Source organism: Mesorhizobium sp. RCAM 05104, from assembly GCF_059683645.1.
This window is the reverse complement of sequence record NZ_CM185033.1, coordinates 1240325-1256226: the sequence shown is the minus strand read 5'-3', so window position 1 is coordinate 1256226 and position 15902 is coordinate 1240325. Positions and strand designations below refer to the sequence as shown.

Sequence of the window (15902 nt, the reverse complement as noted above, 5' to 3'; positions counted from 1 at the left end):
TGTTGCCAAAGGGTGCGTGAGGACAGCAGCATGAATTTCCTGGTGACAGGCGGTGCCGGCTTCATCGGTTCGGCGGTGTGCCGGCATCTGTGCGCCAACCCGGCCTATCGCGTGACCAATCTCGACAAGCTCACCTATGCGGGCAACCTGGCCTCCCTGCGGCCGATCGAGAATGCCCACAACTACCGCTTCGCTCATGCCGATATCTGCGACGAGCGGGCGGTGCTCGATATCCTGCGGCGGGATGATATCGATGTCGTCATGAACCTCGCCGCCGAGAGCCATGTCGACCGCTCGATCGACGGGCCAGGCGCCTTCATCGAGACCAACATCGTCGGCACCTACCGCATCCTCAATGCCGCGCTGGAATACTGGCGCGGCCTGCCCGAGGACCGAAAGAGCCGCTTCCGCTTCCATCACGTCTCGACCGACGAAGTGTTCGGCGATCTGCCTTTCGATGGCGGCATGTTCGTCGAGGAAACGCCTTACGCACCGTCGTCGCCCTATTCCGCGTCGAAGGCGGCCTCGGACCATCTGGTGCGGGCCTGGCACGAGACCTATGGCCTGCCGGTCGTGCTTTCCAACTGCTCGAACAATTACGGCCCCTATCATTTTCCCGAGAAGCTGATCCCGCTCGTCATCCTCAACGCGCTCGATGAAAAGCCACTGCCGGTCTATGGCGCCGGCGCCAATGTGCGCGACTGGCTGTTCGTCGAGGACCACGCGCGGGCCTTGGAACTCGTCGCCACCAAGGGCAGGCCGGGCGAGAGCTACAATGTCGGCGGCAATTCGGAGCGGACAAACCTCAGCGTCGTCGAGACGATCTGCGATCTCCTCGACACCAGGCGTCCCAGGGCCGGCGGCAAGAGCTATCGTGACCTGATTTCGTTCGTCACCGACCGCCCCGGCCATGACCGCCGCTATGCCATCGACGCATCGAAGATAGGGCGGGATCTCGGCTGGGCGCCCAGCGAGAATTTCGACAGCGGCCTGGCGAGAACCGTGGACTGGTTCCTGGACAACAAATGGTGGTGGGGGCCGATCCGCGAACAGCGCTACGCCGGTGAACGGTTGGGCGAAGCGCGCAAGGAGGGAGTGTGAGGCTCGTTGTCACCGGACGCGAGGGCCAGGTCGCGGCAAGCCTGCTCGAGGCCGGCCAAAGGCACGCCGGCGTGGAGATGGTCGCCATTGGCCGCCCGGAGCTCGACCTGGCAAGACCCGACACCGTGACCGAAACCATCGCGGCCGCGCAGCCGGATATCGTCGTGTCGGCCGCCGCCTACACGGCGGTGGACCAGGCGGAGGATGAACCCGGTCTGGCATTCGCGGTCAACGCCGTCGGCGCCGGCACGGTGGCGCAAGCGGCAGCGCGGCTCGGCGTTCCCGTCATCCACCTGTCGACCGACTATGTCTTCGACGGCTCGAAGGACAGCGCCTATGTCGAAACCGACGCAACGGCGCCGCTCTGCGTCTACGGCGCCTCCAAGCTCGCCGGCGAACAGGCGGTGGCGGCAGCCAACCCGCGCCATCTGATCCTGCGCACGGCATGGGTCTACAGCCCGTTCGGCAGGAATTTCGTCAAGACCATGTTGCGGTTGGCCGCCGACCGCGACGAGATCGCGGTGGTGGCCGACCAATGGGGAAATCCCACCTCGGCGCTTGATATCGCCGACGCGATCCTGCATGCGGCGGCGATGCTGCGTGGCGACAAGCGCTTCGGTGCCTTTGGCGTCTATCATCTGGTCGGCACGGGCGAGACCAACTGGAGCGGCTTTGCCCGTCATATCCTCGACACAAGCCAGGCTTTTGATGGTCCTTGGGCGCGGGTACGGGACATTGCCACGATGGACTACCCGACCAAGGCGCGCCGCCCCGCCAATTCCCGGCTTTCGAGCGCGAAGTTTGCCGCCACCTTCGGATGGACGGCGCCGCACTGGCGGCAATCGGCTGAAGCGGTGGTGCGAGCTCTACTTATAGGCGGGACGAGACAGGCAGCGACTGCATGAACAAGCATCCGTCACCCGAGAATATCCGCGACGCGAAACCTGGCCGGCGGGCCACAGGCGAGGCCGCGCCGAAGAAGCCGGCCAAGGCGAAAGCCGCGCGGCCTGGAGAGCGCGCCCCTTCGCTTCGTGACCTCTACAACGCGCATAGCGGCAAAGTGTCGGACAAATGGTCTATCTATCTGGACACATATGACCGCATTTTTTCCGAGTATCGGAACAAGCCGGTTCGAATCCTGGAAATCGGAGTTCAGAACGGCGGTTCGCTGGAGATCTGGCGACAATATTTCGCCAATGCGGAGCTCGTCCTCGGCTGCGACATCAACATGGCTTGCGGCAATCTGGTTTTTGACGATCAGAAGATCGCGGTCGTCATCGGCGACGCCAATACCGATGAGACAGAGCGAAATATCCTCGCGAAGTCTGGAAAATTCGACATCATAATTGATGATGGCTCGCACCTGTCGTCGGACATAATACGGTCTTTCGCTCGCTATTTCCCTCATCTTTCCGAAGGGGGAATGTACATCGCTGAAGATTTGCATTGCAGTTACTGGGGGGAATTCGAGGGCGGCCTCTACGATCCTCTTTCCTCAATGTCATTCTTCAAGCGCCTGCTCGATGTGGTCAACCATGAGCACTGGGGACTGGACCGCCATCGCGTCGATGCTTTGACCACTTTCGCCGAACAGAACAAGATCGCATTCGATGAAGCATCCCTTGCGTCGGTTCATTCCATCGAGTTCCTGAACTCGCTCAGCGTTGTGACGAAGCGGCCAACTCAGGAAAATGTTCTGGGGCCTCGCAGCGTGCATGGCCGGATTGCGCTCGCCGACGGGAGCGTGGTTCCTCTCGGCGGCACGGAGAACAAGGCGACCGATCAAACCGCAAATCCATGGTCGTTAAAGTCGACGACAATGGAAGAGGAGATTGTAGCCAACAGGGAGTCGGTGGAACACCATGAAGCGCGTATCGGCGCCTCCTCCAGTGAGATGGTCGAAATACGCGAACGGATACGGATTCGCGAAGACGAGATCGCGCGGATAAGGGCAAAGGCGATCGCCGCGGCCGAAGAGATCACGCGGATGAGGGCAGAGGCCATCGCGAGAGACGAACAGATCCAGGCCTTGCAAGAAAAATTGTCGATGGCGCATACGGCGAGGAACGCGCTGCTTGCGGATCGTGACAGTGCACGCTTCGAGGAAGTCCGGTTGCACGGTGTTCTCGATGCCGTCTACGCCAGCACCTCATGGCGACTGACCAGGCCATTGCGCGGAATTGCGCGCCGCGTCCGCGCGATCGGCAAGGCGCCTATCACCGCTCGCCACATCATGGCTCGCGGCGCGTACACTTGCTGGCACAAACTGCCGCTGTCTGTCGACGTTAAACGGAAGTTGAAAAGCGCGGTGTTTTCGACCTTTCCTTCACTGTTTGGCGTTACGAATGCCTATCGTGCCTGGCGAAGCCTGGAGGCGCCCGACGCACCGATGGGCTACGTCGGGACGGCCTTGTACCGGCCGGCCAGTTCTGGCCCGGCCGTTGCGCCCGAACCCGTCTACGTGCCGCGTCTCGAAGCACCGCCGCTGCTCCAAAAGCCGGTGCGCGTCATTGCGTTCTACCTGCCGCAGTTCCACCCGACGCCCGAAAACGATGAATGGTGGGGGCAAGGCTTCACCGAATGGACCAATGTCAGGCCCGCCCAGCCGCAATTTGTCGGCCACCACCAGCCGCATGAACCGGATGCCCTCGGCTACTATGATCTGCGCGACACCGCCGTGCAGCACCGCCAGATCGAACTGGCAAAACTCTATGGCGTGGAAGGCTTCTGCTTCTATTTCTATTGGTTCGGCGGCAAGAGGCTGTTGGAAAAGCCGCTCGAAAACTGGCTCGGGGACAAGAGCCTCGACATGCCGTTCTGCCTCTGCTGGGCCAACGAGAACTGGTCGCGCCGCTGGGACGGGCTGGACCACGAGATCCTGATCGCCCAGGATCACTCTCCCCAGGACGATCTCGCTTTCATCGCCGAGGTCGCAGCCTATCTTCGCGACCCTCGTTACATCCGTATCGACGGCAAGCCGCTGCTGCTTGTCTATCGCCCAAGCCTGCTTCCGGCGGCGGCCGAGACGACGCAACGCTGGCGGACATGGTGCCGGGAGAACGGCATCGGCGAGATTTTCCTCGCTTACACCCAATCCTTCGAAGCCGTGTCTCCCGACCGTTACGGGTTCGATGCCGCTGTGGAATTTCCGCCAAACAATTCGGCGCCGCCAAACGTCACGCACACCGTGGCGCCGCTGCACGACGATTTTGCCACCACCGTCTATGACTGGTCGGTTTTTCCGCAGCGCAGCGAGAACTATCCACCCCGCAAATACAAGCTCTTCCGCTCGGTTTGTCCCGGCTGGGACAACACGGCGCGCCGCAAGCGCGGCGGCACCGTGTTCATCAACAACACCCCCGCGCTCTACCGCGGGTGGCTGGATAACGCCATCCAGGACACGCTGGCCCATGTCAAGGAGCCATCAGAGCGGCTGGTCTTCGTCAATGCCTGGAACGAATGGGCGGAAGGCGCTCATCTCGAGCCCGATACCGTAAACGGCTACGCCTACCTGCAAGCGACCCGCGACGCTCTGGAGGCGGTGAGCGGGAAATGCAAACCCCGGATCGTAATCGTTTCCCACGACGCCCATCCGCATGGCGCACAATTGCTGGCGCTCAATTTGGCCAAGGGGTTCACGCAGCTTGGTTTCGCGCCCGATCTCGTCGTGCTGGGCGATGGGCCGCTGCTCGGCCGCTTCGCCGACACCGCGACAGTGCACAGGATCAATGTGCCTGAGGGAGATGACGCCGATGTGTTGTGTCGCCTGACCGCCATCCGGAACGCCGGCGCGGAAGTGGCGGTCGTGAACACCACCGTATCCGGCAAGCTCGTCCCGCTGCTGAAACAGGCGGGGTTCCGCACGGTGTGCCTCGTCCACGAGCTGCCCGGGATATTAAAGTCCTACGGCCTTGCTGATGCCGCCCAGGCGATTGCCGAGGGCGCCGACACTGTCGTTTTCCCAGCAGAGATCGTGAAAGCCGGATTTGAAGAATTTGTTGGCCGGCCGGTCAGCCAGTCAGTCGTCAGACCGCAAGGCCTCTATTTGCGCATGCCGTACCACGCAGACGAGCGTCAACGGGTCCGCGAGGCGGTCCGCGCTAAATTGCAACTATCGACAAACGCCAGCATCATCTTGTGCGCGGGCTATGCCGATCATCGGAAGGGCCTCGATCTTTTCGTTGATGTTTGCATCACTCTGATGAAGTCCAATCCGGATGTGGTTGCGGTCTGGGTCGGCCACGTCGATCGCGCCTTTCACGCCAAACAGATGCAACGCGTTAGGGAAGCAGGGCTCGAGGATCGCTTCGTCTTTGTGGGCTTGGTAGAGAACCCGCAGGAATACTATTTCGCGGCGGATGTTTACGCCCTGACGTCGCGCGAAGATCCGTTCCCCTCCGTTGTGCTTGAGGCGCTTGATGCCACGGTCCCGGTCGTTGCCTTCGAAGGCGCTGGCGGCTTCCAGGACTTGCTGAAGCGTGATTGCGGAATTCTTGTGCCTGCATTCGACACTAACGCCATGGCCAAGGCCATCAACGGTCTGCTCGACGATCCGGACAATGCTCGAAATCTGGCAGGCGTGGGCCGTGATATTGTCCGCCAGGAATTCAGCTTCGGCCATTACCTGCAGGACTTGCTGACCTACGCCGGAAGGCCGTTGCCGAAGGTATCGGTCATCGTGCCAAGCTACAATTATGCCCGATATCTGGGCGCGCGCCTGAGTTCGATCGTCGATCAAACTGTGCGGCCCTATGAGTTGATCGTGCTCGATGATGCTTCGACGGACGAAAGCGTCGAAGTCATCGAGCAATTTCTGGCCGAGTGTGACATTCCGAGCCGATTGGTTGTAAATGTGGAAAATTCGGGCTCCGTTTTCCGTCAATGGATGCGTGGGGTCGAACTGGCGCGAGGCGACTACGTCTGGATCGCGGAATCCGACGACCTTGCTGATCCCGGATTTCTGGCCGAGCTTCTGCCCGCCTTCGAACGCGAAGAAGTGGTGATGAGCTATTGCCAGTCGCGTCAGATAGACGGCGCCGGCCGCGTCTTGTCCGAACACTATCTGGACTATGTGGCCGATATCGACCGCTCTCGCTGGACGAGACCCTACGTCGTGGATGGCCGCCAGGAGATCGCCGAGGCGCTTTACCTCAAGAACACCATTCCAAACGTGAGTGGCGTTCTGTTTCGCCGGGCGCCGTTGCACGAGGCTCTCAGCCAGGGTCTTGATGAAATCGCATCCTACAGGAATGCGGGCGATTGGGTCGCGTATCTGCGATTGCTGGAGAAGGGCGAGATCGCGTTTCACCCAAGCTCGCTCAACTCGCATCGCCGGCATCATTCAAGTGTGACGATGGGGAACTTCGACGCCAGGCATTTGCAGGAGATTGCGCGCGTGCAATCCGAAACGATTGCCCGCTTCCATCTGGGGCCGGCAGCGCAAGAGTCTGCAAGCGCATATGCCCAGCGGCTCTACGAGCAGTTCGGCCTCGCGACAGGCGACAAGCCACGCTTCGAGTGGCATCAGGATTTTACGGACGGTGAGGCAAAGCACCGGGCACAGAAGTAATCTTAAGACTTTGCTGGCTTCCTCAAAATATAGACCTCGGTCATAGGGCCGAGGACGGCTACGCGCTTCGACTGCATTCTCCGGACTTCGACATCGAAGCCGATGCGGCGCTGTATCAACAGGGGTAGATCGTAGCCGTAACGCCATGTGACCAGTGACCCAGTCGGATCCTGTGGGTTGCCATGATATTCGGGTTCGCCGATAATCCTTATGCCATCGGCCTCCCGAAAGGCTACCTGTTCCGAAGTCACTTTCTCGGCGTATGTTGGCGTGGTGAAGATGCAAATTCCGCCGTGATCGAGAGTGCGGAATATCTCACTCAATGCCGCGAACGGGTCGAAAAGGTGCTCCATGACGTCAAGATGGATAACGAGATCAAAGCTACAATCAGGGAACGTTTGGTTCTCCAGATCTTCGTTTCTGATGTGCTCGACCATCGACCCAAAAGGCCTGCCGGGATAGTAACCGGAAAATACTTTCTGCTTCGAATTGTACCAAAGCCACAATGACAGGCCGCGACCGCCCGGCGCCGATTCATGGACGCGGAGTGTGCTAAAAGCTTCTCTTGGAAAGAGCGAGAATACCACATCGGCTGCTGCCCGCTCGCGCGTCACGCAATTGTTCAGCGGGCAATTGACGGCGACAAGAGAGTCTCTGCAGCTGTCATAGTCGTCTGGTGATGTGAACGTCTTCCGCTCGGCGCAAATCGGGCAAGTAGCCTGAAACCCTATCGGCATTGGAGTCCTCCGCTCGGCCACAGAATGTCATCTCAAGTTGTCTTGTCCGGTGGCGTGCAATTCAGGTCCGCCAATTGCCCCGGTACAGGAATGCCCATTATAGCTTATAACCTGGGCCTCGCCGATTGCCTCGGCGAAACGGCCCATACGGGGGCCTTTCTCACCGTTACAAGCAAGCCTGCGAAACAAGCTAAAGGCCGGCTGTCCTATCGTATCTCGTCAGGGCCAGAACATCATGATTGTTCGCCCATCCTCGCTCCGAAAAAGACGCGACACGGACGCCTGGAATGCTGGTGGCAATTTCCAGAACCTTCGATGGGGCCGACAGAGAAACGCCATAGTCGCCGAACTCGTTTCCCGTGTAGGGGGCGTAGCCATAACCAGTCTTGCCATACTGCTCCATGATCGTCTGCCATTGGGCCCCAGCGATCATTGGAGCCCTTTCCTGTTGGGTGATTGACTGAAGGCCATGGAAGGTGGCGACCAGAACGCCATGCGGGGCCAAACGCGAAGACAGGTGTTGCAGCCAGCGGCGTGTTCGATCTTCATCGACGTGCGTGAAGAGTGAGCCGACCCAGATCAGGTCGAGATTGCCCGGAAGATTGACTCTTGTGAGGTCAGCCTGAGAATAGATCGCGGTGCCGCTGAACTCTTTTGCACAGAAGTCCGCACCAGACTTGTCGATCTCGCAAAAGAACATTTCGGCGTTCGGAAACCCCGCCCGGAGATAGCGAGCAACCCTTCCGTGCCCACATGGTACATCTAGAATGCGTCGGACGCTCGGCAGATACGAATGAGACAATGCGTTGATGCAGGCGTTGAGGCCGCTTTCGCCAACGCCGAAATACCACTTCGGCCCTGTGTTCCACATATGATCGTTCTCCGCAACAACCTTGGAAACCTCAAGGTTCTTGTATCGTTTGCGGATGAACGTCAGCTCGTCGAATAGCGGCGGCTGCTCTTCAAATCTGCGGATGAAACTAGACAGTCTTCTCAAATTTCAGGCTCCCAGTTGCGGTCGCATCCATATCTGGCGCGTTTGCTTCGCGCAATATGACCGAGCAGAGCCGACCAACCCAGCGGCTCTTTGCAGCTTATAATAGGGCAATTTCCGATGCATCTCTTGGCAAATATCGCGATATCTTCTGTCTTGTTCGCAAGTTGGAGGGTTTCGACAATCGGTGAGCGCACGGGGTGATTGCTGTCCGCTTTGCAGTCGTCGAAGCGTCGGTTGTGAAGTTCACCGAAAATGCTCTGGATATCTAAAGATCGAACGTGGACTTCGCGAAGCTCCGGTTTATATGCGTAGTGAAAGCTTTGCTTTCGCTTTCGCCGCAGGGCTTTTAAGTTGAGGCGGATGAACATGAAACTTGTTATCCACGCCGGCTTCGGCAAGACTGGCAGCAGCGCCATTCAAGAAGCATTGCATACCAATTCAGAGGCGCTTGAACGCGATGGAATTCGCAAGATTGGTGATGATCTGTCGTTCAATCGGTCCGGAATCCCGCAATGGTTGATCGAACAGGCTTGGGAGAGAAACGAGGTATTGACCGAGCGGCTCTATCGGGAGGTGAAGAAGTTTTCACCGGCGGTCACGATACTTTCGTCAGAGAATCTTTCATCTCCACGGATGTCAAAAATCTTCTCCGGGATTGATTCAAAGATCGATACGGCCGTCGTTTTTTACATGCGCCCGCAGTTTCAATGGATACCGAGCGCGTGGAAGCAGTGGTACATGAAGGACGGTACCAGCCTTCGAGCATTCGTAGAGCGTTGCCTGGAGACCGGAGTTCCAGATTGCCTGGAATCGCTAAACGCATGGCGAACCGCACTGCCACGAGCCCAGGTCGTTCTGAGGCCGTTGGGCCCGACTCTTGTCGGAGGCGGTGTCGTTTCGGATTTCTTCGATTGGATCGGGAGCCGCGTGTCCCCTCAAGAGCTGAGGGCAAACGAGGGGCTTGATTATTCTCTGCTCCATCTGATGTCAAAAAAGGCGCAGAAGCTGTTCTCGGGCTATCATGACGTAGAGCTCGAAACATGGTTGCTGACTGTGCTGCCTGATGAATACAAGCGCTACAACGCTCCGCTGCTCGACTTGCTGACAGCCAAAAGTATAGAAGAACGCTTCCGGAAAGAGAATTTGCAGATTCTCTCAGAATTCTCCGATATCTCTGAGCCGGCACGTTTCTTGGACCGACATTGGCGCCCGGAAGTAAACCAGCTATCATATCTCGAGATGACCGACGCCGACATGGCTTCACGCGGATTGGCTATCCTTAACCAGATCGGTCCCAATGGTTTAGAGCGTTTCGCTATTCGGTCGGATGACTGTATTCTGGACGGGGTCCGCAATATTCAGATGAAACGGGCGGCAAGATCGAGATCTATGAACTTGTGACGTCTAGGATGGCGTTCGGTGTATCCTGCAACAGAGAGCCAGAGCACGGCTTGAGTTTGTGATCATTATAGGGAAGCCGGCTGCATCAGCACCGACACTTGGAATGGATCGAGTATGGATCGGTCATGTCCTGCAACTGTCCAGCCGTTCCCCCTCAAAAAATCGATTTCGCAAGAGATGTCGCCATACGTTTCACCTTCCACACCACCATGAGGAAGATAGGCAAATCCGTTAAGGCGGTGGTTCGACTCCATCTCCGCAGCGATGGAAGTCTTTCGAATTCCATCGATGAACGGCCAGAATTCGATGGGCCGAATGGTGGCGACGAGCAATCCGCCGGGCTTGATGTGGTTCCGAAGCGCAGCAAGGCAGGTTTTCGCGGTTGCGGGCGCGAGATGAGTGAATACCGAGAAGGCGAAGATCAAATCGAATTTTTGACCATTGACGGGTAGACCAGAAGGCATCCGCTCCGATTGAGCGAACTTGCCAGGCAGCCTTGCCTCTTGGCATAGGTCGAGAGATTTTTCCCAGGCGTCAATGCCCCATATGCGCGACGGGTCGCTATAGTAATACATCATGCGCAAGATACGCCCGTAGCCACACCCGAAGTCGAGGATGTCAGAGTCTGCCAGCGGCTTTTTCACATGCCGGGTGTAGTTGTTTTCAAGTTGACGGGCAAAAGATACCGTCTGCCGATACAGGTCGAGACCGGATGCTCCGGTCCAGGTCTTCTGCACCTCGTCGCTGGCCATCGCGGGCAGAAGACGCGACAAACCAGGATAGTCCTTGTTCGGCAAGGAAATCATAAGGAGGCCGAAGTCGTCCAGGCTCATTCGGCGTAGAAAAACGAGTGCCTCTTCAACCGTGCATCCGCTGGCCGCCGCGCGTTCCGCAGCATTCAAGTGTGGAACGGCAGTGGAAAACATGCGGCCTCGTGCTGTTCGTGAGGTTTCTCGGTATGCGTGACCGTGTAGCACGCGTCGGATTGTAGTCAACCAATCAACGACCAAAGGAATCACCGCAGAACACTGGCTCGACGGGTCGCCGATCCACCGTTTCAAGAGCTGGCGACATACGGGTCAAACCTAGACTAGTCGGGCGCATGTCAAGTCCGCAGCGAGGAGAAGCTGTCCCAAACCACACTACAGGACTTTCACGAGCAGGACCAATTGCGGGGCCCTTCAACGCTTGGCCATCCTTTCAAGGGCTTGCTGATGTGCGTAGCTAGGCGTCTCGCCGAGCCTTATCAGTGCGATGTCGTCCTTGATTTCTACGCTGCCGGGAGCGGGCCACACCGGCATGGTTGAAAGACGGACGATCGTTTGGTCGACTTGATCCGGGGTCGGGTCTGTCAAATTAGAATAGCCCAGAAGTTTCATATAGGAAGCGATACGCCAGGGATTGCCACCGTCCCATTCGAAGAACGAATAACCGACTGTCGAGCCGGGCGGCCTGGGATAGGTTGTCACAAATGGCTGCGCACCGAACACGCTCAAGGCGTAGCTGCGTTTTGCGTCGAAACCGGGCGTGGCCGACAACCTCTCGTAGAGGGCTCCCGCCAGAAGAGTATCGTGCTTGTCGACCAGATAGCTGGACGCCTGACGATAGTTCTGGATGACCTGGATCTGGAAGAGCGCCACCGCGAGCAAAATAGCCGAGGCGACACGAATCCTGTAATTCCCGCTCGTAACCGCCACATAAGCAAACAGCCACACCGCGATCGGAACCCCAACGAGACTTCTGACAGGCATGCTGCCCGCCGCGAGCAAATGAAGACCGAAGGGAACAAGCAACGAAACGAAGGCGGCTGCCGTCAACAACAGTCTTGTGCGGGGCGATTCCGCGAAAAGTACCCAGCCGCCCAGGATCAGCAAGAGAGGAATTGCCCACAGCGCAACGCCATAGGTGCCCTGGTCCAGAGCGTAAGCCCCGCTCATCGCCTCCAACACGCGTCCAATGACCATAACCGGATGTTGAAACAGAAAACCCGGCTGGGAAAGCGAGTCGAAATAGGCGTTGCTGCCGGAGACGAACGATCTGAAAATGGCGTTGCCGATGATGTAGAACAATGTGGCGCCGGCCAGCAGAACACCGATCCGAAACAGGCCTTTCGGCAGCGATTTTTCCGTGCCAGCCCTTGTCTGCAGAATTGAGATCGCGATGCCCAATACCAGAATTGCCGGCGCGAAACTCTGATAGATCGAGATCGCGAAACCGCCAGCGGCTACTGCACCCAAGAAGGACGGGCTGAGTACAGAAACGTCACTCCTGACGATCAGCCAAAGCGCGAGCGCGGTGGCGAACAGACCAATACCGACAGCGGCGATGTTCGAATAAAACTCGACGATGAAGAACCAGGTCGGGAAACCGCAGAAGATCGCAAAACATGCATACTCCGCGATGGAAAGCTCGCGCTTGTCGATGGCGTCCATGACGAGGAGATAGGCAGCTACGCAACCGGCGCCAAAGACGGCTGGTGTCAGCAGAGGCATCACGGGATGGGGGATGAGAAATCTCTCGATCAGATATGCCCCCCAGCGCCCCTGAATGATCCAAATCGACGCATCGGTTCTGAACGCGGCTAGTTCCTCGTCGACTGAAAGCGAAAAGGAAGCCAGCTCAGAGAAATACATCGCGACGAAAATCGCAAAAAGATTGATTGCCTGTCGGACTATGTTTGGTCGCATCAGCATGGTCTGCGGAGTATCCATCGAGAAATCACAAAGTTGAGGATGGTCGTCGTGGCAAGGGTCACGAAGAAGGCCAATGCTGTGTTCTGCAAGGCGCTTTCAAGGACGCGAAGGATCATAAGTCCGATCACGAACACGACTACGATTGAACCGCCGATCGCCAGTCGGTCCGCGAAGCCTGTACGGCCTCCGGGAAAGACACGATCGGGATAAAACGTCATCACGAATACGAGGCCTACCAACCAGGCGAGGCCGTAAGACAAGCTCGAACTGAGCACGGTGAGGCCGGCGAAATAGACGATACTGGTCAGGGCAGTGTTCAGGCCGCCGGCAACGAGGAACCGGGCCGCGTCCCCACCAATTCGATCAGCGGCCATCCTACCTGACCGTATCCAGGAAATCCGTGTAGTCCCTGATGTAGTCGTCGGCATCGTAGGGATGCGAGGCCATGACCAGGAGCACCGTATCCGGCTGAAACTTGTACTGAATCCCCCAGATGCCGGGCGGTATGTAGAGCCCGATCGACGGTTCGGTCAACGAAACCTCTTTCCTGTCATGGCCATCGTCCACGACAACCGAGAGACTGCCGTGAGCAGCGATAAGGAATTGGTGGCACTCGCGATGCGCGTGCTCGCCCCTGACCTTGTCTGACGGCACGCCGTAGACCAGGAACGACCGCGCCGGCTTGAACGGCAGGTTCAAACCGAACTCCAGCGGTGCGAGTTCGCCGCGCAGGTCGCCAAAATGCGGCAGCCGCCAGAGTTCGCTGCCGCCGACCGCAAGCGACATTTTTTCGCCGACCGTGCCGGGGAACGTCTGCGTGACGGCCGGCACGATCCGCGGGCCGGTCTGGTAGCCGATGATGATGGCGGGATTCCCGACCACAACAGCATTGGCGGGCACATTCTTGGTCACCACGGCGCCGGCGCCTATCATCGCATGGCGGCCAATGACAACGCCCGGCAGAATTGTCGCGTTGGCGCCGATCGACGCGCCGTCCTCGACCGTCGTCAGCAGGAACGCTGCGGGATATTCCTTGGAGCGCGGGAAGCGATCGTTGGTGAAGGTCGCGTTCGGACCGACAAACACGCTATTGCCCAGACGTACGCCATCCCACAGCTGCACGCCGCTCTTGATGGTCACATCATTGCCGACGACCACATCGTTCTCGATGAAGACGTGATCGCAGATATTGCAGTTCGAGCCGATCACGGCGCCGGGGAGGACGTGGGCGAACGCCCAGATGCGTGTCCCGCTGCCGATTTGAGGGCTCTCGCAGATGCCGCGTTCATGCACGAAAAATGGCTTGTCGGTCATTTGGCTGTTCCGTCAACGACGCGGCTGATGATCCTGAGAGGGCGTGACTTGGTGTTTTCAACGGCGCGCCAGAGATAGCAGCCAAGAATGCCCTGAACCAGGAGGCTGGCCGACCCGAAGCCGGTGATGAGCAGCACCAGCGTCGTGTAACCAGCGGGGTCGATGTTGCCGAGCAGGCGCGCAATCACGGTAACAACTGCAAACAGAAGGCTTAGCACGCAGCCTGCAAAACCTAGCCAGAGTGTGAGCATGATCGGAAAATCAGAGAACGATAAAATACTGTCCATCATGTATCTAAACCGCCGTGCCATGCCCCAGGCGCTTGTTCCGTGCTCTCGTTCGCGACGGCGGTAAGGCACGAATTCACGCCTGAAGCCGACCCAGAACAGTTGCACCACAAGCGAGCTGTTCGGCTCCTCGATCGACAGGATCGCCTCCAGCACCTGACGGTTGCAGGCGAAAATATCCACGCCGCCGCTCGGCATGCTTGGCAGGACGAGCCTGCGGTAGGCGGCCCAGAAAGCCTTGGACAGAAATTTGGTCAGGGGTGGATCGCTACGCCCGGTGCGCTGCCCAAACACCACGTCGGCTTCATCCTTTTCCAGTTTCGAAAAGAATTCGACGATCAGTTCCGGTGGTTCCTGCAGGTCGGCGGCCATGGCGGCGACCTGGTCACCTGAGGCATGTTCGAGCCCGGTTCGAATGGCGGTGAACGAGCCAAAGTTCCGGCTATGGAAGATGATCTTGTAGTCATAGCCAGAGCCCTTCAATTCCTTGACCAGCAGAGGGCCGGATTCGTCCGGCGATCCGTCGACAACGAACACGAACTCGATGTCACCTCGATATCTGGAATGGAAATTGGCGACCGCCTGCAGAAGGGAAGGGATGTTCGCCTGATTTCGATAGATCGGGAAAACGATCGAACGTGTTGTCACATTGCCTCCCATTCGCGGAGCGCCAGGCACACTTGCTCTATTTCGTCGCTCGTCATGTCGGGATAGCAAGGGACGGAGCATAGACGGCTGACGCTGGCTCTTGAAACGGCGAGATTTTCCGTACCCTTCATCGGCAGATCCGCCCAGCCGATCTGGTCGCAGTCCAGCACGGGATAGTGAATGTCGGTGTCGACGCCGCGCTCTTTCATGAACGCTCGGAATGCATCCCGGTCGTCGCAGAGCGCGACGGCGAGGTGTGCGACAGCGCCGTCGCCACTTTCCAGGAATTGCGCTCGGCGCCCGGCGCTCGATTTATACCGGCCGAGGATGGCGCGCCGCTGCCCGTTGCGGATATCCACATCGCCCAGCAAAACGTCCAGTATCGCGGCTTGAACCTCATCCATGCGAGAGTTGCGGCCGTTGGGTACGCCGACATGATATTTTGAACTCCAGCCATATTGCTGCAACTGCCGTATGTGCGCGGCGGCTGACGCGTCAGGGGTGAGAACAGCACCGCCGTCACCCATGGCTCCAAGATTCTTGGTTGGATAGAAGCTGAAAGTGGAGATATCTCCCAGCGAACCCGCAACCTCGTTTGCGATCCTTGCCCCGTGCGCCTGCGCGCAGTCCTCCACAATTGGAATGTGCGAGAGGCCAGCCTCGGCAAGTCCGGCCCTCATGGCTCGGACGTCGACGACGCCACCATAAAGGTGGGTGACAACGATCGCGGCGGTGTCTGCATTGGCTGCTTTCAACACGGATTGAATGTCCATGAGCTGGCTAGCCGGTTCGATGTCGACGTAATGCGGAACGAGGTCGTTGTGCCAGCAGGCGCAGCTGGCATAACCCCCTGCATTGGCCGCGATGATGACTTCGCGCCCGCGCGAGCCGTTGCGCCCGATGACAGCGGCCAAGGCAAATTCAAGTGCATCGGTACCATTGGCGACAAGGACGCATTCCGAAACACCTATATACTTGGAAAAATTTGCCGCAAATCTCTTGCCCGCCGCGCCGTTGAGCCACCATCCGGACCGCAGCGTGCTCGCTACTTCACGCTCGATTTCAACCTGATAGCGCTGATACAGGCGCTTCAGGTCATTCATCGGAACGGAGTCTTGTTTCGTCATGCGTCAGTCTCGCTATCCGATACCCGCG

Annotated in this window: 13 protein-coding genes; 4 read left to right on the top strand and 9 right to left on the bottom strand. The window is 58.4% G+C overall.

Annotated elements, in window-relative coordinates:
• Positions 1–30 precede the first annotated feature (30 nt).
• From rfbB to AC56QP_RS06505, 3 genes are read left to right on the top strand one after another with little or no spacing between them, the layout of a single operon-like run.
• Entirely contained in the window at positions 31–1101 is a 1071-nt protein-coding gene (gene rfbB, locus AC56QP_RS06515; protein WP_489860446.1) for a dTDP-glucose 4,6-dehydratase, read from the top strand.
• Positions 1098–2006: a dTDP-4-dehydrorhamnose reductase gene (rfbD, locus tag AC56QP_RS06510; protein WP_489860447.1), complete on the top strand. Its 909-nt coding sequence runs from the start codon at positions 1098–1100 to the stop codon at positions 2004–2006. Before rfbB ends, rfbD begins: the two co-directional genes overlap by 4 nt.
• Positions 2003–6670 carry a glycoside hydrolase family 99-like domain-containing protein gene (locus AC56QP_RS06505; RefSeq protein WP_497100631.1) on the top strand — a complete coding sequence of 1556 codons (4668 nt, stop codon included), beginning with the start codon at positions 2003–2005 and terminating at the stop codon, positions 6668–6670. The genes rfbD and AC56QP_RS06505 overlap by 4 nt, the downstream gene beginning before the upstream one ends.
• 2 nt (positions 6671–6672) lie before the next feature.
• Here the strand turns inward: AC56QP_RS06505 and AC56QP_RS06500 are convergent, their stop codons facing one another.
• The 3 genes from AC56QP_RS06500 to AC56QP_RS06490 all read right to left on the bottom strand — a co-directional run bounded on the left by AC56QP_RS06500 (position 6673) and on the right by AC56QP_RS06490 (position 8772).
• Positions 6673–7407 (bottom strand): class I SAM-dependent methyltransferase, encoded by a 735-nt coding sequence (locus AC56QP_RS06500; protein WP_489860449.1) that lies wholly within the window; start codon positions 7405–7407, stop codon positions 6673–6675.
• 190 nt (positions 7408–7597) lie between these two features.
• Positions 7598–8404 carry a class I SAM-dependent methyltransferase gene (locus AC56QP_RS06495; protein ID WP_489860450.1) on the bottom strand — a complete coding sequence of 269 codons (807 nt, stop codon included), beginning with the start codon at positions 8402–8404 and terminating at the stop codon, positions 7598–7600.
• Positions 8401–8772: a hypothetical protein gene (locus tag AC56QP_RS06490; protein ID WP_489860451.1), complete on the bottom strand. Its 372-nt coding sequence runs from the start codon at positions 8770–8772 to the stop codon at positions 8401–8403. Before AC56QP_RS06490 ends, AC56QP_RS06495 begins: the two co-directional genes overlap by 4 nt.
• Here AC56QP_RS06490 and AC56QP_RS06485 point away from each other — a divergent pair.
• Positions 8771–9805, top strand: a complete 1035-nt coding sequence (locus tag AC56QP_RS06485; RefSeq protein WP_497109030.1) for a hypothetical protein — start codon at positions 8771–8773, stop codon at positions 9803–9805. The two genes, AC56QP_RS06490 and AC56QP_RS06485, sit on opposite strands and share 2 nt — an antisense overlap.
• Before the next feature lie 65 nt (positions 9806–9870).
• On the opposite strand, the gene AC56QP_RS06480 is transcribed toward AC56QP_RS06485, so the two are convergent.
• The 6 genes from AC56QP_RS06480 to AC56QP_RS06455 form a co-directional block, all read right to left on the bottom strand.
• Positions 9871–10731: a class I SAM-dependent methyltransferase gene (locus AC56QP_RS06480; protein WP_497100633.1), complete on the bottom strand. Its 861-nt coding sequence runs from the start codon at positions 10729–10731 to the stop codon at positions 9871–9873.
• Between the two features lie 255 nt (positions 10732–10986).
• Positions 10987–12516: a glucosyltransferase domain-containing protein gene (locus AC56QP_RS06475; protein ID WP_497100634.1), complete on the bottom strand. Its 1530-nt coding sequence runs from the start codon at positions 12514–12516 to the stop codon at positions 10987–10989.
• The gene (locus AC56QP_RS06470) at positions 12492–12872 is read right to left on the bottom strand and encodes a hypothetical protein (protein ID WP_489860455.1); all 381 of its coding nucleotides are present in this window, start codon (positions 12870–12872) and stop codon (positions 12492–12494) included. The genes AC56QP_RS06475 and AC56QP_RS06470 overlap by 25 nt, the downstream gene beginning before the upstream one ends.
• Before the next feature lies 1 nt (position 12873).
• Positions 12874–13812: a WxcM-like domain-containing protein gene (locus AC56QP_RS06465; protein ID WP_489860456.1), complete on the bottom strand. Its 939-nt coding sequence runs from the start codon at positions 13810–13812 to the stop codon at positions 12874–12876.
• Positions 13809–14759 (bottom strand): glycosyltransferase family 2 protein, encoded by a 951-nt coding sequence (locus AC56QP_RS06460; RefSeq protein ID WP_497109029.1) that lies wholly within the window; start codon positions 14757–14759, stop codon positions 13809–13811. The genes AC56QP_RS06465 and AC56QP_RS06460 overlap by 4 nt, the downstream gene beginning before the upstream one ends.
• Positions 14744–15874, bottom strand: coding sequence for a DegT/DnrJ/EryC1/StrS family aminotransferase (locus AC56QP_RS06455; RefSeq protein ID WP_489860458.1), 1131 nt, complete (start codon positions 15872–15874; stop codon positions 14744–14746). The genes AC56QP_RS06460 and AC56QP_RS06455 overlap by 16 nt, the downstream gene beginning before the upstream one ends.
• Positions 15875–15902 lie beyond the last annotated feature (28 nt).